General features: G+C 59.8%; 17 protein-coding genes and 2 pseudogenes. 9 read left to right on the top strand and 10 right to left on the bottom strand.

Annotated elements, in window-relative coordinates; translation table 11 throughout:
* Nucleotides 1–23 precede the first annotated feature (23 nt).
* Nucleotides 24–977 carry a sulfite exporter TauE/SafE family protein gene (locus KR541_RS34835; RefSeq protein WP_252996718.1) on the top strand — a complete coding sequence of 318 codons (954 nt, stop codon included), beginning with the start codon at nt 24–26 and terminating at the stop codon, nt 975–977.
* 240 nt (nt 978–1,217) lie between these two features.
* On the opposite strand, the pseudogene KR541_RS34830 reads toward KR541_RS34835, so the two are convergent.
* Both KR541_RS34830 and KR541_RS34825 read right to left on the bottom strand, forming a co-directional pair.
* Nucleotides 1,218–4,379, bottom strand: a pseudogene (locus tag KR541_RS34830) (ATP-binding protein); the annotation flags it as partial.
* A gap of 204 nt (nt 4,380–4,583) precedes the next feature.
* Nucleotides 4,584–5,225 (bottom strand): response regulator, encoded by a 642-nt coding sequence (locus tag KR541_RS34825; RefSeq protein WP_060733600.1) that lies wholly within the window; start codon nt 5,223–5,225, stop codon nt 4,584–4,586.
* A 266-nt stretch (nt 5,226–5,491) separates the two neighbouring features.
* Between KR541_RS34825 and KR541_RS34820 the strand changes: the two genes are divergently transcribed.
* From KR541_RS34820 to KR541_RS34800, 5 genes and pseudogenes are all read left to right on the top strand, one after another.
* Entirely contained in the window at nt 5,492–5,725 is a 234-nt protein-coding gene (locus tag KR541_RS34820; protein ID WP_050014192.1) for a tautomerase family protein, read from the top strand.
* A gap of 64 nt (nt 5,726–5,789) precedes the next feature.
* Nucleotides 5,790–6,166 (top strand): annotated as a pseudogene (locus KR541_RS34815) (transposase); the annotation flags it as partial.
* Between the two features lie 910 nt (nt 6,167–7,076).
* On the top strand, nt 7,077–7,274 hold the full coding sequence (locus KR541_RS34810) for a hypothetical protein (RefSeq protein WP_143328938.1): 198 nt from the start codon (nt 7,077–7,079) through the stop codon (nt 7,272–7,274).
* A 444-nt stretch (nt 7,275–7,718) separates the two neighbouring features.
* Complete coding sequence (locus KR541_RS34805) at nt 7,719–8,444, top strand: LuxR C-terminal-related transcriptional regulator (RefSeq protein ID WP_060314375.1); 726 nt, start codon at nt 7,719–7,721, stop codon at nt 8,442–8,444.
* 96 nt (nt 8,445–8,540) lie between these two features.
* Nucleotides 8,541–9,260: a S8 family serine peptidase gene (locus tag KR541_RS34800; RefSeq protein ID WP_216090252.1), complete on the top strand. Its 720-nt coding sequence runs from the start codon at nt 8,541–8,543 to the stop codon at nt 9,258–9,260.
* Between the two features lie 82 nt (nt 9,261–9,342).
* On the opposite strand, the gene KR541_RS34795 is transcribed toward KR541_RS34800, so the two are convergent.
* From KR541_RS34795 to KR541_RS34780, 4 genes are all read right to left on the bottom strand, one after another.
* Nucleotides 9,343–12,960: an ATP-binding protein gene (locus tag KR541_RS34795; RefSeq protein WP_252996717.1), complete on the bottom strand. Its 3,618-nt coding sequence runs from the start codon at nt 12,958–12,960 to the stop codon at nt 9,343–9,345.
* A gap of 156 nt (nt 12,961–13,116) precedes the next feature.
* Entirely contained in the window at nt 13,117–13,758 is a 642-nt protein-coding gene (locus KR541_RS34790) for a response regulator (protein ID WP_050014196.1), read from the bottom strand.
* Nucleotides 13,759–14,442: 684 nt separating this feature from the next.
* Entirely contained in the window at nt 14,443–15,354 is a 912-nt protein-coding gene (locus tag KR541_RS34785; RefSeq protein ID WP_143328939.1) for an N-acyl homoserine lactonase, read from the bottom strand.
* Complete coding sequence (locus KR541_RS34780; RefSeq protein WP_143328940.1) at nt 15,351–15,629, bottom strand: hypothetical protein; 279 nt, start codon at nt 15,627–15,629, stop codon at nt 15,351–15,353. Before KR541_RS34780 ends, KR541_RS34785 begins: the two co-directional genes overlap by 4 nt.
* Nucleotides 15,630–15,895: 266 nt before the next feature.
* Between KR541_RS34780 and KR541_RS34775 the strand changes: the two genes are divergently transcribed.
* Nucleotides 15,896–19,114: a YadA family autotransporter adhesin gene (locus KR541_RS34775; protein ID WP_080334277.1), complete on the top strand. Its 3,219-nt coding sequence runs from the start codon at nt 15,896–15,898 to the stop codon at nt 19,112–19,114.
* 422 nt (nt 19,115–19,536) lie between these two features.
* Nucleotides 19,537–20,517, top strand: a complete 981-nt coding sequence (locus KR541_RS34770; RefSeq protein ID WP_060733603.1) for a hypothetical protein — start codon at nt 19,537–19,539, stop codon at nt 20,515–20,517.
* Between the two features lie 32 nt (nt 20,518–20,549).
* Here KR541_RS34770 and deoC read toward each other — a convergent pair whose 3' ends face one another.
* Entirely contained in the window at nt 20,550–21,230 is a 681-nt protein-coding gene (gene deoC / locus KR541_RS34765) for a deoxyribose-phosphate aldolase (RefSeq protein ID WP_216090177.1), read from the bottom strand.
* Between the two features lie 146 nt (nt 21,231–21,376).
* On the opposite strand from deoC, the gene deoR reads away from it, so the two are divergent.
* Nucleotides 21,377–22,147 (top strand): DNA-binding transcriptional repressor DeoR, encoded by a 771-nt coding sequence (gene deoR, locus KR541_RS34760; protein WP_124557405.1) that lies wholly within the window; start codon nt 21,377–21,379, stop codon nt 22,145–22,147.
* Nucleotides 22,148–22,178: 31 nt separating this feature from the next.
* Here deoR and KR541_RS34755 read toward each other — a convergent pair whose 3' ends face one another.
* From KR541_RS34755 to rbsK, 3 genes are read right to left on the bottom strand one after another with little or no spacing between them, the layout of a single operon-like run.
* Nucleotides 22,179–23,231, bottom strand: coding sequence for an aldose 1-epimerase family protein (locus KR541_RS34755; RefSeq protein WP_050014200.1), 1,053 nt, complete (start codon nt 23,229–23,231; stop codon nt 22,179–22,181).
* Nucleotides 23,232–23,233: 2 nt separating this feature from the next.
* Nucleotides 23,234–24,607, bottom strand: a complete 1,374-nt coding sequence (gene fucP, locus KR541_RS34750; RefSeq protein ID WP_216090176.1) for an L-fucose:H+ symporter permease — start codon at nt 24,605–24,607, stop codon at nt 23,234–23,236.
* A 40-nt stretch (nt 24,608–24,647) separates the two neighbouring features.
* Nucleotides 24,648–25,574, bottom strand: coding sequence for a ribokinase (gene rbsK / locus KR541_RS34745; RefSeq protein ID WP_050014202.1), 927 nt, complete (start codon nt 25,572–25,574; stop codon nt 24,648–24,650).
* Nucleotides 25,575–25,678: the final 104 nt, after the last annotated feature.

Genomic DNA, 25,678 nt, shown 5'->3' with positions numbered 1-25,678 from the left:
GATATGCCGAGACACGTCATTCAATGATGCAATTCAATGTGGCAGAAGGGGTGCTGGCTTCCAGCCTGCAGGTGCTTCCGACATTCGACCTAATCGGGATCGTTGTTGCGCTTGTACTGGGCGGAATGGCCAAGGGCATTACCGGCATCGGCGTGCCGCTGATCGCGATGCCGATCGTCAGCCAGTTCATGCCGATTCGGGATGCAGTATTGCTGCTGTCCATGCCGATCATTCTCGGCAACATTCCGCAGGCGCTCGAAGGTGGCCAGGTGCTTGCGACGGCGCGGAAGATCGCCGCGCCGATCGCGGGGACGGTGTTAGGTAATATCGTCGGCGTGGCGATCCTGCTTTCGCTGAACTCGGGTCACGCACAGGCAGCCTCTGGCGCAGTACTGATTGTGGTCGCGACACTGATGCTCGCGGCACCGAAGTTCAATTTGGCACCCGCGTGGCGCAAACCTGTTGGTTTCGCGCTCGGCTTCGGTGCGGCAGTGACGGAGAGCATTGCATCGGTTCCCGGCCCGTTGCTGGCCACTTACCTGATTTCGTCCGGCGCGAGCGGCCGGGCGTTTACGAAGCAGATCGCGATCATCCTCGTGGTTTCGGTCGTCACGCTGCTCACTACGTTCAGTGGCGCGGCGCAGGCGAGCGGTGCGGATCTCGCGATCTCGGCGGCCGCCACGCTGCCAGCGATTGCCGGCATGTGGCTGGTTCGTCCGCTGCGGGACAAGATGTCCCCTGAAATTTTCAGGAAGGTCGTCCTGCTGTTCGTGTTCGTCGCAGCGGCGCAAATGATCTGGAAATCCGGCGTGTTTCGACATGGCGGATCACTCGCCACGGGTGCGTGCCTTGTTAAGCCGTGTGATGAGTTGTTCGACTTTGGTGCAAAAGACCGCCAGTGCCGCCTCGTGACCCGAGAGGTCACCCAGCCGAAGTTGGCCGGCCAGTTTTTCCCCGTAATCCCCCAAAGCACCTGAGCCGAACAATTTGCTTGCGCCAGCTATCCGATGGATGCGGTCGGCGGCGGCTACCGCGTTTTTGTCGGCTACTGCTGCCTGAAGGAAAGCAATATCCTTCAAGGTCTCTGTCACGAACCCTTGAATCAATATCGGCGGGTATGCGCCTTCTTCGGGCGAGAAATTCCGGGCCAGACTGCTCGTCGAGTCTGTTCGGGTCGAGCAAGGCGAAATTCCAATCCAATGCGCGAGTTTGTCACGCAGCACGGCCAAGGTTGTCGGTTTGACGAGCAGGCCGTCCATGCCGGCTTCCGCGCATCGGATTGCTTCATCGGGCAACGCGCTTGCAGTCAAGGCAACAATGGGGGTATCCCGTGATCGATGTTCCCGGGAGCGGATGCGTTTCGTCAACTCATAGCCGTCCATCTCCGGCATCGCGCAATCGGTGAGTATCAATGCGAAGTCGGAATCGTCCAGTACTCGGAGTGCGTCCATGCCGTTGGATACCGCAACAGCGGTATAACCGAGTCGTTCAAGTTGCGCCTTGATGACCAGGCGATTGACCGGATGGTCGTCGACGACAAGAACTTGAATTCCCGACGTTTGATATTCGACCTGCAGATGCCGGATATCGGTCGCGGCGGATCGAGTTGCACCGACGACATGTAGACAAAGTGCTTCGACCGCGGAGTACATCAACGGATTGTGGCTGAGCCGACACGTGCCGTCAGCCGCGATCTCGTAGCCCGTTGGAATCGGGTCGGCCGTTAGTCCGATAGCTGGCTTGTCGTTATCGATTGCCTCGAGTCGACTTTCGTCGACAAAGTGTATGTCGGCCTGTGAGGCGGCTCCCGCAGGGATGATACCTAGCGGTGTCAAGAGTTCGCGTAACGATGCGGCTAGCGCCGGGTCGGACGACGCGATATGTGCATGTTTTCCCGCTAGCGGCGTGGAACGGATCTGCAGCTGTACGTCCAGGTCCAGTTCAACCGTGACTCGAGTGCCGAAACCCGGCGTGCTCTCAATGTGAATGGATCCATGCATCAGCTCGACCAAGCGTTTGCAAATGGCCAAACCCAATCCAGTGCCGCCGAAGCGGCGTACGATCGAAGTGTCGGCCTGCGTGAAAGGCGCAAACAGGCATTGCAGTTGCGCGGGCGCGATGCCGATGCCCGTATCATGTACCGTGAACTGCACACGTTGGCATGCCTGCCGTTGGTCGAAGACCGAGATGCTGATGCCGACCTCGCCGTTTTCCGTGAACTTGATCGCGTTGCTTATCAGATTGATGAGAATCTGGCGAAGCCGCAGGCCGTCGACTTTCAATTCGGCGGCAAGTTGGTTACTGACGGAATTACGAACGATAAGACCCTTATCGTGGGCCAACGTAGAGGCTATGGCGCTGACGCCGTCCACGAGCGCCCGTAGATCAGTCGGCTCCGTCACGATCTCCAAGTGTCCGGCATCTATCTTTGAGAAATCGAGAACGTCGTCGAGAATCTGCATCAACGTCATCGCAGATTCCCCGATCATGTGAAGCATCCGTTGCTGCTTTGTGTTCAACGATTCGTGGTGCAACAGTTCCAACATCCCTATGATCCCGTTCATCGGCGTGCGGATCTCGTGGCTCATGGTGGCGAGAAAACGCGACTTTGACGCTGCCGCTATTTCAGCCGCTTCTTTCGCGCGGGCGAGCTCTTCCCCCTGCGCCTTCGCGTGAGTGACGTCCGACCAGACTCCGCTCCAGAACATCATGCCGTCTGGCTCCGTTTGCGGCGTCGCTTCGGTGTGGATCCATCGCTCGCGGCCATGTGACACACATCGAAAATCGATGGAGATCGGCGTCATGGTAAGCGCCGAGTACTCGACGGCGGTTTTAATGAGAGACCTGTCGTCGGGGTGAACCCGCGAGAGCGCCGCAAGCGCATCGGCTTCCATCGTCGGCGCATCCAGATCCCACATGGCACGCGTATTACCACCTACATAAGGAAACCTTAGCGCACCATCCGGTGTACGACGAAGTTCGAAGACGACCACCGGAAGATGAGAAGTCACGCGTCTTAAACGTTGATCCAGAGCACGCGCACGTTGTTCTGCGTCGCGAATGGTCGTCACATCGACCAACGTCACGAGAAGGCCGCCTGGTTTTCCGCTTGGTAATTGAAACGGATGCATCCAGTACAACCAGGATCGCAGCTTATGGTCGCCGTCCATCAGGTTGACCTCGGCATGATGGGCTCGATTTTGATCCTGGACTTGCTCGCTCATCGTGTGGATTTGCATACTCCATGCGGGCTCCACCGGTAAAGCTTCCAGCGTTGTTCGACCAATCAAGTCCTCGCGCTTCACCGAGAATGCGGTTTCATAGGCATGGTTGAGCGCGATATATCGGTTCGCACTATCTTTGGCGGCCAGCGGATACGGTAGTGACTCCATTAGCGCTTCACGAAAGCTAAGCTGGTCTGCCAGCTCATGCTCGACCGCCAGCCGCTGACGGACTTCGTGACGAAGCCGGATGTACGCGATGATAATGATCTCCAATATGATCGCAGCGCCTAGTAACGTAAGCTCGAAGGTCCTCCATGGCAGTCCGACTGAATAGCGAGGCCAAAGCCAACGGCTTCGAATCCGTTGCTGCTCCATTTTTGGCATCGCGGCGATCGCATGATTAATTATAGGTACCAGTCTCTCATAGCGGCGGTTTATTGAAATGGTCAACCGACTCTCGATATTGGCAGGTGATGCAATCTTGAGAGCACCCGGAAAATAGCTCCTGATGTTGAAATCGACGATCGCTGCGTTTCCGAGATACGCGTCGGCGCGCCCCTCCGCTACCTCTTGCATCGCGTGATAGGCGTTCGCGGCCACGGCAATATCGGCGTCTGGCAGTTGGCGCAATACCTGAGCGGGAAGCTCGCTTGGATCCGAAATAACGATTCGACGGCCAGCGAGATCGACGATGCCTTGCGGCAGCGCGTGGGGACGGGTAACGATGACGTCGGGAAGGGTAATAAACGGGGTGCTGTAGAGCAAGTCGTCGCCGTGCCCCGTCGGTGCATTGACAGGCGCGGCGGCATCCACTTCACCTGATCGCGCCAGGGACAAGGTCTCTGCCCACGACTTCGTTTTCACCAGTGCGAAGCGGATGCCAAGGGATTTCGAGATATACGCCAGATAGTCGGCGACGATGCCACTCGGGCGACCATTGGCATCAATGTAGGCGATCGGTGCCCAGTCAGGGTCAATGCCAAGTTTGATCGGAGGCAGCGAAGCCAGCCAGCGTCGCTCATCTGCCGTGAGCGCCAAACCGTGGGCCTCGTCAGGAATCTGCGGCGGCGACACCGGGTTTGTCGGCGAAGGTAGCGTCAACCGAAGCGCTGATGCTTCGATATTTTCAACCGTTGCCGAATCGATCAGACTCATAGTCAGGACGACTATGGCAATGAGACTGCTCGACCGGGCACTTATCCAAAAGGTATTCTTCAAAATAACGGATTATGTGGAGTACGTTGCAACGCGCGCCGTATACGGCGTTTCAACGCGCCGTGTACCTCATCGCTTTGGGGCATGGATCCTGAGCCGGGAGAACCGTGACGTCCAATGGCGCTCGCAGCGAGGAGGGTAGTGTCAACCGTTGAGCCCGAGATTGGCGACGTACTCGTAGAGTTCCGCATCGCTTTTGAGGCCAAGCTTGCGCTTTGCCGATATCTTGGCCCAGCTGACCGTTTTGATTGTCCGATGGAGAACCTGGCTGACTTCAGCCGGTGATTTACCGCTGCCGAGAAGGCGTAACACTTCGAGCTCTCGAGGAGTCAAATTAGCAGCACGCCGGCTTTCCGCTTCGGTCAGCCCAAGCTTCGATAGTTCGAGCTGCAGCTTGGCACTGATGTAGACTGCCCCTCTCAGGGCGGCGCGGACGGCGGCGAACAGTTCGGCCCTTTCCGCTCCTTTCTCGACGATACCCAGCACACCTTCGTTCAACATCGCGCGTAACAGCCCGGCATTTGCCATGTTTGTGAGCACGATGACCGGTAAGGCTGCGTGTTCTCGTCGAATGATCGAGAGCATAGGCAATCCGTCGACACGTCCGGCGTTAGGCATCGAGAAATCGGTAATCACGACATCGCACGCGACGCGTGCCAAGATCGACATCAACTCCCTGGAGTCGCGAGCCTCCCCCACGACCTCGAGGCCGTTCTGCTCGATCAGAACGCGGCAGCCGAGCAGCATGATCGGATGGTCGTCTGCGAGTACAACACGGCATACCATTCCAGACTCCCCACTAATTAGTATCGGCCGAGTTTGCCAAATGATATGGGGCCGATGTGCGCCAACCAAAAAGCCAGATTACGCCTGTGCGCTTCTCATAAATATCAGAATTGTCTGATTTCGAAAGTGCGCGCATCACTTTATATTGTTTTTTGATCGCGCCATGCCACGCCGGCACTCCTCTGAAAGGTCTTTATTCCGGACGTACCCGCCTCGTGATGTGGGCGCCCCAAAGCCGTGATGGCAATTCCTATGGGAGAAAAGCAATGCCAGTTGTCACCTTGAAGCTGCTGAAAGGCGCGTTTTCGCAAGAGAAGACGCAGCAGATGATGGATGGTGTTACCGACGCGATTGCGGCAATAGCGGGAGAGTATATTCGTCCGCATACGGTCGTCATTGTGGAGGAAGTGTCGGACGGGCTCTACTCATCGGGAGGCCACAAGGTGACGTTGAAGACGATCGACATGCTACGCATGAGAGGCGCCAAATCCTCTAACTAAGGACCTATCCGTGATTTCGTGGGCGGGCATGTCATGAGGTGTAAAAATCATGGATATGCCGCCAATGAAGAAGAAGCAGACGGTGGCGTCCAAGGCAGCGGCCCGGGGGCCGCTGCCTGAATTGGCCAAGCCACTGCTGAACCAGTTGGTCAAGGGGCCGATGACGCCTGCCGAGGTGCCGGACCTGATGCTGGCGTTCAACAAGACAGTCATCGAGCGCGCGATGGGCGCCGAGATGAACCTGCATCTGGCTACCTGCAGGGCCAGTCCAAGCCGCCTGGTTAGGCCAACGAGCGCAACGGCGCCAGCGGCGAAACGGTCATCACCGATCGCGGCCCGGTCCGGGGCGACGTCCCCCGCGATCGCGACAGCAGCTTCGAGCCGATCCTGATTCCCAAGCATAAGCGCCGCTTCACCGGCCTAGACGAACGCATCATCGCGTTTAACAGGGGCGCGTTCTGCACAAGCATTCCAGATCAATCGCGACCCCATTGGACAAGCATAGCGACTGGCGTGCTTGCGGCGGAGCCGACATCGATGGTGATTCTCCAGGCACCGGCCACGACTCCGTAGATGCTGCTGCCGGGAGCGTCCTGCTCGCGATGGCTGCCACCATCGTGCTTGCGCCTGAGTACGCTGCTGCGGATGCAAGTCGGGGGCGGATGGGAATCGGCCGACGCCGGATTGCGCTGATTCGTCCTTGGCTGATTTACGGCGGTCGGAACCCACAGCGATACTCGGCACTTCATTCAAATTGACGGAGGGGCGACGCGTCACGTGTCGGCAGAATCGTCGCTCACATACGGATATGCAGGACATTACCGGTCGTTTCGCGCTCCCGCTTACGCCCCCTTTTTCGGATGTGCCACCGCCGTACGGTCGGTGCCGTAGCATGTGTGAGAAAAGGGGCGGCCCCGGGCCACGCGTGTTCGACTTGTGCTCCCGCGGAATCTCGCGTGAGCAAGCAAAAGCATCCGCGGCGGATTTCGGATCCGGCAACGCTGCATGGCTGCGTCAGCGTCCTGCGTCCCGTTCGTTGCGGCGGACGCTTGCCGCTGGCCTTGCGTTCGCGGCGTCGTGCTGCCTTGCGACACATGTGCTCGAAAACGGGCCAGCACATCCATCTCCAGGCACCGTTTACCGGGGCTCCATCTCGGGTGTGTCGACGCGGCAATCGGTACCAGCGCGCGTATCGGCCGCTGATGACGTAGAGGTGGAGGTGGCGCTGGGGCCGTATTCGCATGCCATGTCACGGCATGAGGTATCGCATCGTGACCCGGTGCGCAACGCTGCCGCCCCGACGGCAGTGACGAAGTCTCACAACCGTGGCGGGCACACCTCGGTGCGAACGATGCGCACGAACGTGCAAGCCAAGGCCGAGCATGGAGTGCCGGTAGAGCGCTTGGCCGAAGGACTTGACATGACCGACGCTGAATTCGCGCACTGGCGGGAAGCGACACGGGATCATTCCCGCCGTCGAGAGCCCCTCTCCGAACTGGGCGAGTGGTACTTCGACTCCATCAACCACCCGCGCCTGATCCCGTATTGACAGTGGGCGACGCGTTCACGACCCAGCCGAAATCCTCGCGATCCGGAAGCCGTTCCGCCAGTGGGCACCCCATGACGCGTGATCGAACAATGCCATTCGATCGGGCGCGACATGCCATCTGCGCTGAGAACGGCAGGCATGAGCCACGTGCACATACCGGACGGGCTGCGCATGTAGGTTACCAACGCATCTAAGCGCCTTTCGCGCGCCATGGTCTTCGCAATGATGCACGACGAATATGCTTTTTTCGCGCCGACGATGAGAATTTTCTAGTCCCTTGCGGCGATGTCGAGCGCTATTGTTCAGGCATTGGATTTCGCGCGACCGTCGGTGTCACGATCTCCAGCTTGGGATAGCGTACTGTCGCAGTGACTTGATACCTTCTGTCGTGTCGGAGGTGTCGCCACGACAGTTTTTTGATAGTCATGTTTGGAATTTCCATCGATGAGTTTTATTGATCGAGAGAGCTATTCGAGTTCGTTTTCGTCCGGCATGAATGCAGATGATTTTATTTCGACACGGAAGATAAATATTGTCGTCGCAGACTCCTATCCGATGATAGTGCAGGGCCTGCGTCACATTTTCTCGAGTGTGGAAAGTATGCAAATCGTCGCCGAGGCGCATACGTTGTCCGGCATGGCCTCGATGTTGAGCACTTGCGAATGTGATGTGTTGATTTGCGATTATGCATTTGGCGACGATCCGGAGCCGGACGGGATGCGAATGCTTGAAACCATCCGCAGAAACCATCCGAACGTGAAGATTATCCTGTTGGCCGAGTTGAGGGATGGACTGTCCGTCCAGCGCGTGATGAAAAAGGGCGTATCGGCATTCGTTGTGAAATCGAGTGACGATTCACTTTCCTTGCCGAAAATCGTCGATAAAGTCATGCGCGGGAAAAGGTATGTGGATCCGGACATTGCGGGAGATATGCTGTGCGATTCGGGTCGAGGTGGTGACAGGCAGGCGCGAACCAATTTATTGTCACCGCGCGAGCTTGATGTGGTACGGCTTCTGTCGCGCGGAATGGCAGTCGGGGAAATCGCGGAAAAGCTCAGTCGAAGTCGGAAAACGATCAGTACGCAAAAAGCAAACGCAATGAAGAAGTTCGGCGTGAAGACCAATGTCGATCTGGTAGACGCCGTGCGGGATATGCTTTGGCGAGGCTAGCTGATTTTTTGATGCGGTTTGGTCATTTTATGAAGATAATTCTTTTCAATGAAAGGGCCGCCCGCGCCACCGTTAAATTACGTTTTCGAGCTCGACGTGATTGAAGATCGTAGGAAATTCCCGCTCTTATGCCCCGCTTTTGTAATGATAGCCGTATTACTTTCCTCGTCAGGCGGGACGCAACGCTACGGCACCGTGATGGCACGGGGCATGTACAACGATGTAGTTGACGGAACGCGATGGGCGGCGGTGCCGGTTACTCGCGCGCTGGAAAATCGACGTCCTGAAAAGGCAGTCAACCTGAGCGTCGCATCGGTCGACGCCTGCAGTTGGACATTTCAGGACGCTATCGACGATCTCATGGGGCAAGGCGTGACGGTTGTCGCTGCCGCCAGCAATGATGTCGTTAGCGAGATCGATGCATCGCCGGGTTGTCGGGATATGATTTCAGTGACGAAAAGCAACCAGGCCGGTCGTCGCGTGCTCGGCGGCAATACGCATTCACGTGTGACGCTGAGCTCACCGGGGACGAACATCGGGGCTCTCTCCCATACCGGTACGCGAGCACCGGCCGATGCGTCCCACGGCGATATGCATGGCACTAGTCTCGCGGCACCCCAGGTGTCGGGCGTGGTATCGCTGATGTTGACGACCAACCCTTGGTTGGCCCCCGCTGAGGTCGCGAGCATTTTGAAGCGCACGGCACGTTTTGCGTCAATTGCGCCGGAGACACGATCGCGCAGGGTGATTTCGCCGAGAGGTGGCATACACGATGCAGCAGGCTGCTGTATCGACTGCTGCCGCCGAGCGGAATAGCCCGACCCGCTAATGAAAGGGCTGACTTTCATTTTAGAGGTGGCGCTCGCCACAATCCGATTTTTCGCGCCGGGTGGCCACACTATTCACGCTGTGCGGCCATCAACGTGCTGAGTCTGGTGGTCAACTGCTCGACTTGTGCGAAAAACGCCGCCAGTGCTGCCTCCTGGCCCGTCACGCCATCCTCTCGAAGTCGCTCGGATAATCGCTCGCCGGCATCAGCCAGGACGTCCGAGCCGAACAATTTGCTGGCGCCGGCGATGCGGTGGATATGCTCGGCCGCCGCCACTGCGTTGCCGCTTTGTATTGCGGCCTGAAGGAAGGCCATATCCTTCGCGGTCTCGACCAGAAATCCCCGGATCAGCTTGGGCAAGTGCGTGCGTTCTTCAGGCGAGACGGGCGGGGAAAGCCAGCGCATGGCGTCTGTCTGTATCTGGCAAGGCGACGCCGGCACCCAACGCGCGAGCTGCTCGCGCAGTGCCGCCAGCGTGGTGGGTTTGACGAGCAGGCCGTCCATGCCGGCTTCGGCGCACCGAATCGCTTCGTCGGGCAATGCATTGGCCGTCAACGCAAGAATGGGGATGCGCCGCGATCGGGGCTCGCGGGAGCGGATGCGTCTCGCCAGGTCGTAACCATCCATGTCCGGCATCGCGCAATCGCTGAGCACCAGCGCGATACCGGAATCGTCCAGCGCGTGCAGTGCGTCCGTGCCGTTGGAGACCGCAATGGCGGTATAGCCGAGTCGGGCGAGTTGCGCCTCGATGACGAGCCGATTGATCGGATGGTCGTCCACGACGAGGATTCGAATACCCGACGACGGATATTCAACGGATGGAGGACGGGTATCGGTCCCTGCGAAGCGAGGTGCGGCAGTGGCATGAAGGCACAATGCCTCGACCGCGGCGCATGTCAACGGATTGTGGCTGAGCCGACACGTGCCGTCGGGCGAGATCTCGTAGCCCGTCGGGATGGGTTCGTCGGTCAGGCCGATAACGAGCCCGTCGTCGCGGATTTCGAAGAGCCGGCATTCGTCCACAAAGCGTATGTCTGCCCGCGACGTATCGCCGGTCACGACGACGCCGAGCGGCATCAGAACTTCGCGCAGCGCGGCCGCGAGCGCTATGTCGGATAAGTCGATACTGGCCTGCTTGCCTGCGACCGGCGTAGACCGAGCCACAAGATGGACGTTCAGGTCGAATTCGACGATCACGTGCGTACCGACACGCGGCGTGCTTTCGATGCGAATGGAGCCCTGCATCAGTTCGACCAGTCGCTTGCAGATGGCCAGCCCCAGACCGGTGCCGCCGAAGCGGCGCGAGATCGACGTGTCGGCCTGGGTGAAAGGCGCGAACAGACATTGCAGTTGCGCCGGGGTGATGCCGATGCCCGTGTCGTGTACCGTGAAGCGAACGCGCTGGCACGCATTGCGGTAGTCGATAATCTCGACGCGTACGCCGACCTCGCCGCTTTCCGTGAACTTGATTGCGTTGCTCATCAGGTTGAATAGAATCTGGCGAAGACGCAGGCCGTCTATCTCGAGTTCGGCGGCGAGTCGGTGGCTGACGAAATTGCGCACGACGAGGCCCTTGTCGTGGGCGAGTGTGGCGGCTACCCCACTGACGCCGTCCAGGAGCGCGCGCAGGTCGGTCGGTTCGGTCACGATTTCCAACTGTCCTGCATCGATCTTCGAGAAGTCCAAGACGTCGTCGAGAATCTGCATCAACGTCATCGCGGATTCCCCGATCATGTGAAGCATGCGCTGCTGCCTGATGCTCAACGACTCGTGTCGCAACAGCTCGAGCATCCCTATGATCCCGTTCATCGGTGTGCGTATCTCGTGGCTCATGGTGGCGAGAAATCTCGCTTTCGATGCCGCGGCCAATTCGGCCGCTTCTTTCGCACGGGCCAGTTCCCTGGCTTGCGCCTTGATGTGAGTGACATCCGACCAGACGCCACTCCAGAATATCGTCCCGTCATGCTCGGTTTGGGGCGTCGCTTCCGTGTGAATCCAGCGCTCGCATCCCTGGGAACGGCAGCGAAAATCGATGGAAACCCGCTGCATGGTCCGTGCGGAATGCCTGACAGCCGATTTGATGAGAGGTCGGTCATCGGGATGCACCCGTGAAAGCGCCGCCAGCGCATCGTCTTCCATCGTTTGCGCATCCAGATCCCACATGGCGCGGGTATTGCCTCCGACATAAGGAAAACGGAGCACGCCATCCGGAGTGCGACGCAATTCGAAGACGACCGCCGGAAGATGGGCGGTCACGCGCCTCAATCGTTGATCCAGCGCGCGTGCACGCTGTTCTGCATCACGAATCGTGGTGACATCCACCAACGTGACGAGCAGCCCGCCCGGCTTTCCGCTCGGCAATTGAAAGGGATGCATCCAGTACAGCCAGGACCGCTGCTTCTGGTCGCGATCCATCAGGTTGACCTCGGCGTGATGAGGTTGTTGCTGATCCTGAACTCGCTCGCTCATCGCGTGGATGCTCCGATTCCATTGGGGATCCAGCGGCGACGCGTCGAGCATCGTTTTACCGATCAGCTCGTCGCGCTTCACCGAGAATGCAGTTTCATAAGCGTGATTGAGTGCGATATATCGGTTCGCGCTATCTTTCGCGACCAATGGGTATGGAAGGGATTCCATCAGCGCTTCGCGGAAGCTGAGCTGATCGGCCAGTTCGCGCTCAACTGCCAATCGCCGGCGAACCTCGCGGCGCAGCCGGACGTATGCAGTGGTAATGGTTGCCAATACGATCGCGGTGCCGAGCAACACAAGCTCGAACGTTTTCCATGGCAGGCCCGCCGAATATCGAGGCCACAGCCATCGGCTTCGAATGCGTTGTTGTTCCCTCTTGGGGATAGCTGCAATCGCGCGGTTGATCAGGGGAATCAGTCGTTCGTAGCGGCGGTTGACTGCAATACTCAGCCGGCTGTCGAGATCGGCCGGCGACGCGATCTTGAGAATGCCGGGGAAATAGTTCCGGATGTTGAAATCGACGATCGCCGCGTTTCCGACATAGGCATCGGCACGTCCTTCTGCCACCGCGCTCATCGCTTGATGAGCGCTCGCGGCCATGACGATTTCCGCGTCGCGCATCTGTTGCCGTACCGTGGCGGGAAGCTCGCTGGGATCCGAGACCGCTATCCGGCGGCCGGCTAGATCGACGATGCCTTGCGGCGACACGTGAGGTCGAGTCACGACCACGTCCGGGAGCGTGATGAACGGGACGCTATAGAGCAAGACCCCGTCACGGGCGACCGGCGTATTGACCGGTACGGCAGCATCCAGTTCACCCGACTGCGCGCGAGACAAGGTTTCCGCCCACGAATTCGTTTTCACGACAGCAAAGCGAATGCCGAGCGATGCCGAGATATGTTCCAGATAGTCCGCAGCAATGCCGCTCGGGCGATCGTTCGCGTCAAGGTAGGCAATGGGCGCCCATTCCGGGTCCACGCCCAGTTTGATCGGGGGAAGCGAGGCCAGCCAGCTACGGTCTTCCGGCGTAAGCGTCAAGTGCTCGACCCTGCGATGGGTTTGTATCGGCACCGTCGGTTCCTTCGGCCAGGGCACCGCCGACCGAAGCGTCGATTCTCCGACATTTGCAACCGTTACGGACTCGATCGGGCACGTGCTCAGGACCGCGACGACGACGGCCACGCTCAACCGCGAGCTGACCCACAAGCTGTTCTTCAAAATTGACTTACCGTGCGATGGGATGGCGATGCTGCCGCCGATGCGGCGCGCACATTTCAGTTGATGGGGGCGTGAACCGAATCGTTCCGGCGGGCATGACGCTTGAACCGGGGCCGTCTGCCACGTCCAACCGCCATCGCGGCCGGGCAAGCGGCATCAGCCAATGAGTCCGAGATTGACGACATACTCGTACAGTTCGGCATCGCTTTTGAGGCCGAGCTTGCGCTTTGCCGATGTCTTCGCCCAGCTGACGGTCTTGATGGTCCGATGCAGTATCTGGCCGACTTCCGTCGGCGATTTGCCGCTGGCAAGAAGGCGCAGCACCTCCAACTCGCGGGGCGTCAAATTCGCGGCCCGCTGGCTTTCCATCTCGGTCAGTCCGAGTTTCGTCAATTCGCGCTGCAGTCTGGCACTGATGTAGATCGCACCTCGCAGCGCAGTGCGAACGGCAGCGAACAGTTCGCTTTTTTCCGCGCCCTTTTCCACGATGCCCAGTACGCCTTCGTTCAACATTGCACGCAACAAACCGGCATTCGCCATATTCGTGAGCACGATGACGGGTAAGGCGCCGTGATCCCGTCGAAGGGTCGACAGCATTGCAAGTCCATCGGCGCGTCCGGTGTTGGGCATCGAGAAATCCGTGATGACGATATCGCAGGCGACGTGAGCCAGGATGGACATCAACTCGCTCGAGTCGCGCGCCTCCCCCACGACCTCCATGCCATTCTGCTCAATCAGAAGACGGCAACCGAGCAACATGATGGGATGGTCGTCTGCGAGCACAACGCGCCAAGCCATTTCAGAATCCCCAAAATTAATTTCGGCAAAGTTTAGCAAGTGATAGACCGCTTATGCTCATCAAAGAATAAAACCAGAATGCGCCTACGTGCCTGGATTGAAAATAAGCATTGGCTGATGTGTAAAATGGACGCTTTGCCTTATAGTCTTATCTGGATTTCTCAGGTTTGTATTTGTCTTTGTCTTCTACTAGTAAATTTTTTGGGCGGTTTTTTGGTGAGTATAGTGGTAATTAGAATGCTGATCGTCACGGCTCTTTTTTGGGGTGTTTCGGTACCGGGCAACGTTGTAAATGGCATCGAGGATGAAGCCGAGTAGATACGAGAAGTCGGATGCAAGGAGGAGGAATGAGAAGCGCTTGGGTGGACGGTAAGGCAGTGATCGTGGAGGTGGATTCCAGTGATTACCGACATATCGAGTCGGCGGCGCGGAAGCTCGGGTATACAGTGCAGGAATTTCTGCTGCTGAGTGCGTCTCTGATTGCTGCCGTCGTGCATGGAGAGGGCGCCGCTCAGGATTGAAGCGGTCCGGCATAATCGGCGGGTCCGGTATCGTGCGGACCACACTGGAGTGACGTCGGAGCATGGATTCCGCATCGGATGACATGGCACGTCTTCACGTTACGGACGGTATCGACCAGGGCGAACATCATGCCGAGCTTGGGGGTCAAAGCCCCCAATTCAGTTACAAAACTTCCGGAGATTGATCGCTGCGTTGATAGGAAAAAGAAGCTTCCTTGCCTTGCGATGTTGGAAGAGTTATCGCAATCACCGGAACTACAATTCCATATTCCTGATAGAAGGTTTTTTGATCGATTTTTGCATTGGTTAGGGCCTGGTTGTCGCCGGCTATGTAGAAAAACGAATGAATCGGAAGTTTTTTACCATTGTTTTGCTTCCATGTAGCCACGCGCAACTCGTTTTGGATGTCCCACCATGGCGAAAGCATCTTTTGCCTCGCCAGAATGCTTTGATAAAAATGATCTGCGGTGCCAGAGTGTCCTTTGGTGACATCCCAGCCGCATTGATCGATGTATTTTATCTTTAGCGAATCAAAATGTTCTATCCACTTTTGAGCATCTGTGATTCCCTGCTCGATGCAGGGGCGGCTCTCGGCAGGGTAATTGGCGGACGCGCCGCAACCATTCCCAGGGCGCTGGTCGGTGCCGCCATCCATTGAATAAGCACAGAGAACCATGATGCTGTCTTTGCCTTGAAGCGCGCTATATCCGGGGTATAGTATGAATCCATTTTTATAACCGAAAACAAGCTTTGAAAAATTACTGTCGGCTCTGATCCAGGAGAAAGAGACGCCGCCACTCGCTTCGGAGGCCGGGCTTGGGTTCCACGGCCGGAAAGCGGGACTTTCCACGGTGGCGCGCAACATCACTCCGCTACACAGGAAAGCTGGCCGAGACTGACCGCCGCAGCTTTTGGGAGTTTTGTAATACCAATCGTATAGCTGGCTGATCGCAATAGGTCCGACGTAGTCGATAACTTTTGCTTCCGCCTGAGCGGCGATGTTTTGTGCAGCCACGGTTTGGTTGAGAAAAATGATTGCTATTGAAGATAAGAAAAGTTTGAATAAATGATTCATGGTGATGCTGTTGGTGGAAATTGGCTGGCGGCACCCTTGTTGCGATTTTCATCGCCATTTTTCTGTTCGATAAAATCCTCCGTATCGTTCGGGTGTTTCAGGAGTTGTCGTGTCGACTCTCGCCCTGCGGCGCTGACGGCAAACCACGGGGCGCGCGTTGCACAACGCTTGGAAAGAGAGATCGGCGTGCATGCCCGTGAGCATCGATCTTCCACGATGCCTCGGTTACCAACCGCCGAAACACCGACATTCGGTGCTCCAAGGATGCTATGCATCGAATCCGTCGTTACGCGGCGCGGAGGGGCAACGCCAACTGGATATATGCAACCGCACGACCGGGACGATAAGCGTGTTCGTTTCGAAACGCTGCTAGATAATTCTGGAACTGGAGAAATTTCCGAAATTACAACAGCGCGCCGACTATGTATTGAGGCTGCTCTCCAGATGCCGGTATTCTGCTGCCAACGCAACCGATTTTAAAATTCTGGCGAATTGTTTTGATGGTTGTCGGTTTGTGTTGTAACTATTGGAATTGATTAGTATGCGACGTAAATTTGTTTCAGGCACGGTGTTGCATGTGGGGGCGCGCGAGCTGTATAAGGTTTCCGTCGTTCTCGCGACGGTCGCTGGCGGCGGGTGTGGCGTCCTGTTTTCTTCTGCTGCGTATGCGCATAATCCATACATTGGATATGAAACCCCGGTGGCCAGCAACTGCATCAATAGCGGTGTGCTATTTGAAAATTGCGCTAGATGGGATAATTCAAATTATAGGGGTGTGCGCGGGGCTCATTTTTCCCAGATGGCGGGCCGGTATTTTTCTTATCTTACCTCCGGAAATGGGGCCGACACATATTTGTGGTCGGGAGTATGGGCGGGAAGTAGATCGGCCGGGCTGTTTTATGGTGACGATCCGTTCAAGTCGAATCGGATAATCGTCGATGCCGAAGGCGCGACCATTGTCGGCAACCGGCTTGTGTTGTCGTCCAGGGCGGGAATCAGCGTTTCGGGTTCTAGAATCTCCAACGTCAAGAACGGCGCGCACGCCGGTGATGCAGTCAACGTCAACCAGCTTTCGAGGGTGGCGAACGTGCTTGGCGTGAACATCGACACCAACGGCCACGTAACGACGCCGACATATCGAGTGGGCAGCAAATCTTTCGACAACGTCGCGGATGCGATTGCGGCAGCCGCCGATAGCGGTACGGATCCGAATGCGGTCGTTTATGACGATTCCGCAAAGCGTTCGGTCACGCTTGGCGCGAAGGGCACGACACTGAAGAGCGTGGCGGCCGGCACGGTCAGCGCGACGAGTATGGAAGCGATAAACGGTTCGCAATTGCACCGTGCGTCACAGAGCGTCGCGACGGCACTTGGGGGCGGTTCGACGGTGGACGCGGGAGGTAACGTGACGGCGCCGAAGTATCGCGTCGGTGACAAAACCTACGGTAACGTCGGCGACGCGATCGCGGCAGCCGCGGACAGTGGCGGCGGTATCGGTCGGAACGCGGTGGCGTACGACGATGCCGCCGGCAGCACGATAACGCTGCGTGGCGAGCATGGCACGACATTGAAGAACGTCGCGGCAGGCAGTGCGGATACCGATGCGGTCAATGTGGGGCAATTGACCGCTGCGACGCAGCCGATACGGGATGAGCTGGCTGACGTCAGCCTTGCGATGAAGGCCATCCAGATCAAGCCTCAAGGTGTAGACGCGATTGCGACGGGAACGAATGCCGTTGCGGTTGGCGCCGGTGCAAATGCGATAGCGAATGGCTCGATCGCTTTGGGTGCGGGTTCGCGCGTGACCGGAGTCAATTCGGTTGCGATCGGTATCAACTCCGTCGCACTGGAAGCAAACCAAGTGTCGGTGGGCGACGTGGGGCGCGAGCGCCGCATTTCGAACCTCGCAGCGGGTACGAGAGGTACCGACGCGGTCAACTTGAATCAGCTGACTGATGCGATCGGAAAGGTGTCGAGCCGTACCGACAAGCTCTCGTCCGATCTGGCATCGCGGCGCAACTTGCTGGTTGCCGATCCCTCTGCCATCGACGAGCAACGTTTGTCGAATTTCGTGCTGATCGACGGCCAGGGTGCTGACGGTAGCCTGCCGAACGCGGCGAGTATTGCCGATGGCGATCCGGCGAGTATGACCTCGGCTGCAATCGGTGTCGGGTCGGTTGCGTCGGGCGCAGACACGATTGCCATTGGCATGCGTACCATCGCGAACTCGGACAACTCCGTGGCGATCGGCAATATGGCGCAAACCGGTGCCGAGCAGCCGTACTCGGTGGCGATCGGCTCGCATGTGACGACGAATGGTGCCAGCGCCCTTGCAATCGGTTCCCAGGCGCGGGCGAACGGCGAGAGCGCGATCGCTGTCGGCAATAACAATGTGCAGGCGATCGGTGAGAGCTCGATTGCGATCGGCAGTGGCGCCGAGGCCGTGGTGGGCGCGACGAATGGCATTGCGCTGGGCACGGGGGCGAGCGTTGCCCGAAACGTGACCGATGCGATGGCGCTCGGCGCGAAAGCCTTCGTGGAAAAAGGGGCGAACGGCGCCGTGGCACTGGGGGCGGGTTCCCAGGCGAGTCGAGCCAATACCGTTTCAGTGGGCAATGCCGGAAGCGAGCGCCAGATCGTGAACGTTGCGGCGGGTACGCAGGGTACCGACGCGGTGAACGTGGCGCAGTTGCACGGCGCGGCGGCGAGTCTTGCGAACGCGATCGGCGGCGACACGACGGTCGATGGAAGCGGCCACGTGGCCATTCATTCGATTGAAGTGCACGGTCACCAGTACGGGACGGTATCGGAGGCGGTGCAGGCGGCTGCGGCGTATGGCGCCACGGATTCGCTGGCGCTGCGCTACGATCTCGACTCGCACGGCAATCCGAACTATGGCTCGGTGACGCTGGGCGGCCCGTCGGCAGCGCCGGTGATGCTGACCAACGTTGCCGATGGCAAGCGCCGATACGACGCGGTGAACTATGGCCAGTTGTCGTCGCTGCAAAGCGACTTCGAAAACCGAATGGGCGCGATGGACGATCGCGTCAGCAAGATCGAAACCGATGCCGGCAATCCGCGCGGTGATGGTCGGGTCATGACGATGGCCAATCTGCGCCGGGACGTTAACGACGTCGGGGCCGGCTCAGGCTCCGTTATCGACAGCGATGCCGGCGACACCACGGCAATCGGCGCGAATTCGGCGCAGCAAGCGTCGGGCGCGACAGCGATCGGCGCCGGGGCGGATGCACGTGCAATCAATAGCACGGCGATCGGGCAAGCTGCATCCGCTCACGGCGAGAACAGCACCGTGGTCGGCCAGGGCGCGACGGCTTGGGGCAATAACAGCGTTGCAATTGGTGCAGGTTCCGTGGCTGACGCGGACAACGCCGTCTCGTTCGGCAACAGCGCCACGGGCATGACGCGCACGCTGACCAACGTGTCGGCCGGCGTCGCACCGACGGATGCCGTCAACGTCCAGCAGCTCAACGAATCGGTGGGCGGCTTGCGATCGCAGATCGAACACGATCGTGCGGATGCAAATGGAGGCACCGCGTCAGCCGTGGCCATTGCGTCGCTGCCGCAAGCGCCGGCGCCCGGAAAGAGCGTCGTCGCAGTGGGCGGCGGCACGTACGCCGGCCAGTCTGCTCTTGCGGTGGGTCTGTCCACTTACGCTGGGCGGTGGATCATCAAGGCTTCCGGTTCGACGAACACACGAGGAACCGTGGCGGGCGGCGTCGGCGCCGGTTTCGTGTGGTAAGCAACCGGAGTCACGCGTTGCGTTGCTGGTCGTGATTAGCACACCTCATCGCTGAGGCTGGTCCTGTTGGCAATATGCGGCAGGACCAGCAGCCATGGAGCGACGAGATAGTGGCCGCGGGCGGTTACCGCGCGCCGAAGCCGTCGCAAGCGAGAATCGCGGAAACGCATCATTCACTCCCGTAAGCAATGACGCTATCGGGCTGCCCATTTCGTCGGGAAAGTTGACGGCGCCATGGCGCCTGTTCGACACCATTTCCGATTATTTGTCATTTCGACATATCCATGTCGCGGAGCGTTCATTCCATTGGCGCCCGGGCGAGATGATGGAGCTCGTCTGCTCAATCATATTAAAAGCAAGAGTGCCGAAGATGAAAATTCGGCATGTATCATGGATTATATCAATTTTAAGAAAAGTGGAAAATGAAATACAAATGGCTTTTTATCTTGATGACAATGGTGTCTTCGCTCGCTGGAATATCACTCGCCCATGCATACTCGGGCGAAGATGGCTCGGTCGCGCTTGTCGGAGTCGCCGGCAACAAGGTCGCGCAACAGCTCACGGACAATTACAATAATCTGGCTCCAGATTGCGGTAGAGCGACGAACCCGGCGTTTCGCTGTTCCGGGGTAATGCTTCGCGGGACCGTGCATTCGTCTCAGTACCACTCATGGAACCCGAGTCCTGCTTCCGTTTCGAGCGGAGGCGTCTCATTCTCCTATCTGCGAAAAGATTCGAAGTTCAGCAAACTGGCTTATGGGTACAGTAATGGGTTAATTTTCGTTCCTTATAGGTATAATATAAAGCCGAATGTCGTCGAGCCGGAAGTTCTATGCTCATTCCCAATCGACGCCAACACTGAAAATCGAGTGGGCAACGGATGCGGTGCGGATAACTCATTTCCGAGTGACAGCGGTCCATGTCAGGCGCGAGGCATTTCAACTGCTTCGGAATGGCTGTCACACTACAACAACACAAATGGTAATAAGCACGCACACCAATGCGGCTTCGACGTACATCACGGTGCCCCAGCGAGCGCCGCGATTTTCAAAGCCAGCATTGATGCAATGGCGTTGATTGCCGAAGAATCCATGCACGAGCAAAATGAGTTGCGTTTAGCTACATGGGAGCAAGATATCCCTGAGAAGCTGCCGATCATGGCATTTTTCTATCTTGCAGGTCGCGCCAATGGACTCAAAGGCGCTCAAGGTGACCAGGTGGATTACCAGCAAGCCTCGAAGCGCATCGTACCCGTCATCCGGATAACGCTTCCGTCATCGCGGTCAGACGAGGCGACGTTCGTCTATGACGAAAATGATCAGATGGTCGTGCCTCCGCAAATTGCGCATCCGTCGGTTGATCCGATTTCGCTGGTTCCACCGATCCCTCCCGCGGGATATTGAACTGCTCAGGGTGTGTGAGAGGCGGCGCCTGCTCAATACCCCGACGCGCTCGCTCCCTGATCGGTCACGATCGCCACCCCCGAACTCGTCCCGAGCCGCGTCGCGCCGGCTTCGAGCATCGCGAGCGCGGCCGCGCGGTCGCGCACGCCACCCGACGCCTTCACGCCGAGCGCTGGCCCGACCGTGCGGCGCATCAGCGCGACGTCGGCGAGCGTCGCGCCGCCGTGGCCGAACCCGGTCGACGTCTTCACGAACGCGACGCCGAGATCGCGGCACATCTCGCACACGCGCACTTTTTCATCGTCGGTCAGCAGCCCCGTTTCAAGGATCACCTTGAGCGGCACCGGGCCGCAAGCGCGATGTACGGCGTCGATGTCGGCCTTCACGTCGTCGGTGCGGCCGCTTTTCAGCGCGCCGATGTTGATCACCATGTCGATCTCGCCGGCGCCCGCCGCGATCGCGGCGGTGGCTTCGAACGCCTTCGCGGCGGACAGCCCCGCGCCGAGCGGGAAGCCGACCACGGCGCAGACGAGCACGCCGGTATCGACCAGCTCGCGCGCGGCGAGCGGCACGTTCGCCGAATTCACGCAGACCGAGTAAAAGCGATGCTCGGCCGCCTGGCGGCAGAGTTCGCGGATCTGCGCGTCGCTCGCGTCGGGCGCGAGCAGCGTGTGATCGATGGTTTGGGCGAGTTGGGCGTTGGAAAGCGGCATGTGTCAGGACTCCACGGATCGTGTGCGGAAAGGGCACACGGAAAGTTGATGTTTTCACATCGGTTTGTTACAAATACGACATTCCGGCCGGGCCCGCGGGCCCGGCACGACGAGCGACTCACGCGGCGGTCACGCAGGATACAGGCATGGAAACAAAGAAGGGCGAACGGATCAAGACATTGATGAACGTGCTGCAAGGGCAGAACGCGATTCATCTGAGGGAAGTCGCCGAGCTGTTCGGCGTGTCCGAAATGACGATCCGCCGCGATCTCGCGGACAACCCGCACGGCCTCAGCCTGATCGGCGGCTACGTGACGCGCCATTTCGCCGCGCAGCGCAGCGACATCGGCGAATATCTGATCAGTGCCGAGAACAACCGGCAGACCGAGGAAAAGCGCCGCATCGGCAAGCTGGCCGCGCAGTTCGTGACGACCGGCGACACGATCTTCGTCGACTGCGGGTCGACCACGCCGTTCATCGTCGACTTCATTGCCGACGACCTCGAATTCACCGCGGTCTGCAATTCGCTGAACGTGTTCGCGAAGTTGCAGCAGAAGCCGCATTGCAACGTGATCCTGTGCGGCGGCGCGTATCACCGGCAGAACATGGTGTTCGAATCGGTCGCCGAAACGGGCATTCTCGATTCGGTACGCGTGTCGAAGGCGTTCATCTCGGCGGCCGGCGTGAGCGAGCGCTGCGGCGTCACGTGCTTCAACTTCCACGAAGTCGATGCGAAGAAGAAGGTGATGGCGCGCGCGCAGAACCGCTTCCTGCTGGTCGACCACACGAAGTTCGACGAAGTGCGCGCAGCCTATTTCGCCGAATTGACCGATTTCAACTACGTGATCTCCGACGGGCAACTGAGCCGCCGCTACGAAACGGCGATCCGCGAGCACGGGATTGCGCTCGTGACCTGATGCGGCGCCGTGCATCGCGCTTTTCAGCACGTCACGCATCGCGCGCTTCCGCCGCGCTGAGGTAGCCGGTAAGCACCTCGAAGCGGCGCGATGCGCCGGGCGCCAGCGCCGCGACGTGGCCCTTGCGGCGTTCCGCTTCGTAACCCTCCGGCTCGCAGGTCGACGGCAACGCGAACGCGGCCACCTGCTGATCCGCGTTGTGCAGGATCCAGCGCGTCGCATGCGGGAATTGCGCGGGGCGATACGCGGTGTGGAACGCGCCGCCGTCCGGATGCGCGAGCCGGAAATGCGCGACGCCGTCGGCGTCCGTTGCCACGTCGTTCATGAAGAACACGATCTCGGGGTCGTACAGCGCGGGCGCATCGAGCGTCGCGAGCCGGGCCGGTTCGTGCGCGAGCATGGCCGTGTAGTCGCGCCATGCGGCGGTGGGCTTCACGTGCGCGGGCACGCTGTCGCGCAGCCGCATGCCGCCGCGCGGCAGCGACTGCACGAAGCGGCCGCCCGGCACGTATGCGTAGTTCAGGTGGGCCATGTACATCAGGTCCATCGGCGCGCCGCCGAGGTTCGTCACGTCCATCGCGATCGTCATCCGCGCCTCGTGCTCGGCCAGCCGCACCGACGGCCGCGCGACGTAGTGGCTGCCGAAGCCTTGCACGTATTCGTATTCGCCGGTCACTTCGACCGTCGCGCCGCGCGCCTCCATGCCGACGACGAGGCTCGCGCGGTCCATCGGCGCGCAGGGCATCTCGCCGTGCAGCGCGTGCGTGTCGTCCGGCCCCGGGCAGCCGTTGCGCAGCAACCCGCTATGGAACATGAAGCAGCCGTAGGTATCGATGATCGACGCCGCGCGCTTCGGCTGCCGGAACATGTGCTTCATCGTCAGGTCGCGGCCGTCGAATTCGGCGGCCCAGATCATCTGACCGAGATACGGCAGCACGACCAGATGACCGCGGCGGTTCTCGAGCTTCAGCGCCTCGACGCCGGACGGATACGCGAACGCGGTGACGGTGAGGCTGTCCGTGCGGTACAGCGTGCGCGGCGCTTCGCGGAAGTCGTCGCGCCGCAGTTCGATCTCGCCGCGCATGGTCAGGCTCCCGACGTGTTGCGCGTCGCGGCGTAGCGCGCGGACGCATGACCGTCGGTCGCAGCGTCGGGCGTCGCTGCCGGCAGGTGACGCAGGCAGTAGAAGCCGTAGTACACGATCACGACGAAGCACAGCAGCGGCACGACGAACGCGAGCTGCATGTTGCCGCCGGTGTGATCGGAGATCAGCCCCTGGATCAGCGGCACGACCGCGCCGCCGACGATGCTCATCACGAGGATCGAGCCGCCGTATTCGGTGTCCTTGCCGAGGCCGTCGATCGTCAGCCCGTAGATCGTCGGCCAGCACGGGCCGAGGAAGATGCTCACGCACACGGCCGCATACACGGCGGTGATGTTGTGTACGCTGATCGTGTACGCGAGCAGCGCGATGCACAGGATGCCGTACACGATCAGCACCTTGGCCGGGCCGACGCGTTTCATCACGAGCGTCGCGACCAGCTTGCCGACGAAGAACGTGAAGAACGTCGCGAGCAGGTAGCGCGATGCGCCGCGCTCGGTGAGGCCGCCGATCTGCATCGCGAGCCGGATCGTGAAGCTCCACACGCCGACCTGCGCGCCCACATACAGAAATTGCGCGACGACGCCCGCGACGAAGCGCCGGTTGCCGAACAGCCGCGCGAGCGTGCCGCGCGCGTCGATCCGGTGCGTGACCGTACTCGCGCCGTTGCCCTTGCAGGCCGGATACGGCGTGAGCGCGAACACGATGAACACGGCGACGAGCACGACGATCAGCCATTTGTACGGCTCGAGCGTGGCCTGGATCATCGCGAGCTGGTGCGTGTGCGCGTCGGCGGCGGACATCGCCGCGAGCTGCGCATGCGACGCGTCGCCTTCCTTGAAGATCAGGAAGCTGCCCATGTAGACGCCGGCCATCGCGCCGAACGGATAGAACGTCTGCGAGATGTTCAGCCGCCGCGTGCTGGTGTCGCGCGGGCCCATCAGCGTCGAATACGAGTTGCACGCCGTTTCGAGAAACGACAGGCCGGCGGCGATCACGAACAGCGCGACGAGGAACATCCCGTACTTCGCCATCGACGCGGCCGGGAAGAACAGCAGGCAGCCGGTCGTGTAGAGCAGCAGGCCGACCAGGATCGTCGTCTTGTAGCTGAACTTCTTCACGACGGTCGCGGCCGGAATCGCGAGGAAGAAGTAGCCGAGATAGAACGCGGACTGCACGAACGCCGATTCGAAATCGGACAGGAAGAACGATTTCTTGAACTGCGCGATCAGCACGTCGTTCAGGTTCGCGGCGGTGCCCCACAGCGCGAACAGGCAGCACAGCAGCGTGAACGCGAAGAGCGGCGTGCGATTCAGGTAATAGCCGTCAGGCGTGTGTTCGATCGGGGTCCGGCTCATGGGTGTCTCCTTCCCAATGTCTCGTCGATGAAGGCGCCGGTCAGAAGCCGGCGTCGCGGAGGAAGCGCTCGAACGTCGCGGCGTCGGCGTACGACTTCTGCGTGCCGAAGCCCGTGACCGAATGCGCGGCGTACGCGGACGCGTAACGCATCGCGTCGACCGTGTCGCGCGACGCCGCGTAGCAGCGTGCGAAGCAGCCGATATAGGCGTCGCCGGCGCCCGTCGTGTCGCGTGGGTCGACGGGGACGCCCGGCACGTGGTGCACGCCGTCGCGCGACACCAGCAGCGAACCGTTGCTGCCGAGCGTGACGAGCACGTGCTGGAGCCCGCGTGCGACCAGCGCTTGGGCGGCGCGCGTAGCGCTCTCGCGCGAATCGACCGGCATGCCCGACACGATCGCGAGCTCGGTTTCGTTCGGCACGAAGAATTCGACGGAACGGATGCGTTCGAAATCGAGATCGGCGACGGCAGGCGCGGGGTTCAGCAACACGGGAATGCCGTGCCGCGCGCCGAATTCGATCGCGTGATAGACGGTGTCGAGTTCGATCTCGAGCTGCAGCACGATCAGCGCGCATTCGGCGAGCATCGGCGCGGCCGCGTCGACGTCGGCCGGCCGCAGGTGGCGGTTCGCGCCCTTGACGATCAGGATGCTGTTGCTCGAATCGGGCTCGACGAAGATCGGCGCGACGCCGCTCGGCACGCCGGCGACCTTGCGCACGTGCGTGGTGTCGATCCCTTCGCGCTCGAAGTTGCGAATCGTGTTGTCGGCGAACACGTCGTCGCCGACCTTGGTGACCATCACGACGCGCGCGCCGAGGCGTGCGGCCGCGACGGCCTGGTTCGCGCCCTTGCCGCCGCAGCCGAGCTCGAAGTTCGGCGCCTCGAGCGTTTCGCCCCGGGCGGGCATGCGCGCGACGTAGGTCACGAGGTCGACCATGTTGCTGCCGATGACGGCGATTGTCTCCATCTGGGTCTCTTCCTTGGTATGGGGTGCGACCGCGCGCGTGGGCGGCGGCGGGTCATGGCAAGTGATAATAAAATCACATGAAGTGTGAAAATGCAATCCTATGA

This window comes from Burkholderia sola (assembly GCF_905400185.1).
Taxonomy (GTDB): domain Bacteria; phylum Pseudomonadota; class Gammaproteobacteria; order Burkholderiales; family Burkholderiaceae; genus Burkholderia; species Burkholderia sola.
This window is presented reverse-complemented; position numbering and strand designations above follow the sequence as displayed.

Excerpts from the sequence above, each read along its gene's own strand:
- KR541_RS34835 (WP_252996718.1), top strand. The coding sequence starts at position 24 with ATGATGCAATTCAATGTGGCAGAAGGGGTGCTGGCTTCCAGCCTGCAG.
- KR541_RS34825 (WP_060733600.1), bottom strand. The coding sequence starts at position 5,225 with ATGGTATGCCGTGTTGTACTCGCAGACGACCATCCGATCATGCTGCTC.
- KR541_RS34820 (WP_050014192.1), top strand. The coding sequence starts at position 5,492 with ATGCCAGTTGTCACCTTGAAGCTGCTGAAAGGCGCGTTTTCGCAAGAG.
- KR541_RS34810 (WP_143328938.1), top strand. The coding sequence starts at position 7,077 with ATGCGCACGAACGTGCAAGCCAAGGCCGAGCATGGAGTGCCGGTAGAG.
- KR541_RS34805 (WP_060314375.1), top strand. The coding sequence starts at position 7,719 with ATGAGTTTTATTGATCGAGAGAGCTATTCGAGTTCGTTTTCGTCCGGC.
- KR541_RS34790 (WP_050014196.1), bottom strand. The coding sequence starts at position 13,758 with ATGGCTTGGCGCGTTGTGCTCGCAGACGACCATCCCATCATGTTGCTC.
- KR541_RS34785 (WP_143328939.1), bottom strand. The coding sequence starts at position 15,354 with ATGAATCATTTATTCAAACTTTTCTTATCTTCAATAGCAATCATTTTT.
- KR541_RS34780 (WP_143328940.1), bottom strand. The coding sequence starts at position 15,629 with ATGCATAGCATCCTTGGAGCACCGAATGTCGGTGTTTCGGCGGTTGGT.
- KR541_RS34775 (WP_080334277.1), top strand. The coding sequence starts at position 15,896 with ATGCGACGTAAATTTGTTTCAGGCACGGTGTTGCATGTGGGGGCGCGC.
- KR541_RS34770 (WP_060733603.1), top strand. The coding sequence starts at position 19,537 with ATGAAATACAAATGGCTTTTTATCTTGATGACAATGGTGTCTTCGCTC.
- deoC (WP_216090177.1), bottom strand. The coding sequence starts at position 21,230 with ATGCCGCTTTCCAACGCCCAACTCGCCCAAACCATCGATCACACGCTG.
- deoR (WP_124557405.1), top strand. The coding sequence starts at position 21,377 with ATGGAAACAAAGAAGGGCGAACGGATCAAGACATTGATGAACGTGCTG.
- KR541_RS34755 (WP_050014200.1), bottom strand. The coding sequence starts at position 23,231 with ATGCGCGGCGAGATCGAACTGCGGCGCGACGACTTCCGCGAAGCGCCG.
- fucP (WP_216090176.1), bottom strand. The coding sequence starts at position 24,607 with ATGAGCCGGACCCCGATCGAACACACGCCTGACGGCTATTACCTGAAT.
- rbsK (WP_050014202.1), bottom strand. The coding sequence starts at position 25,574 with ATGGAGACAATCGCCGTCATCGGCAGCAACATGGTCGACCTCGTGACC.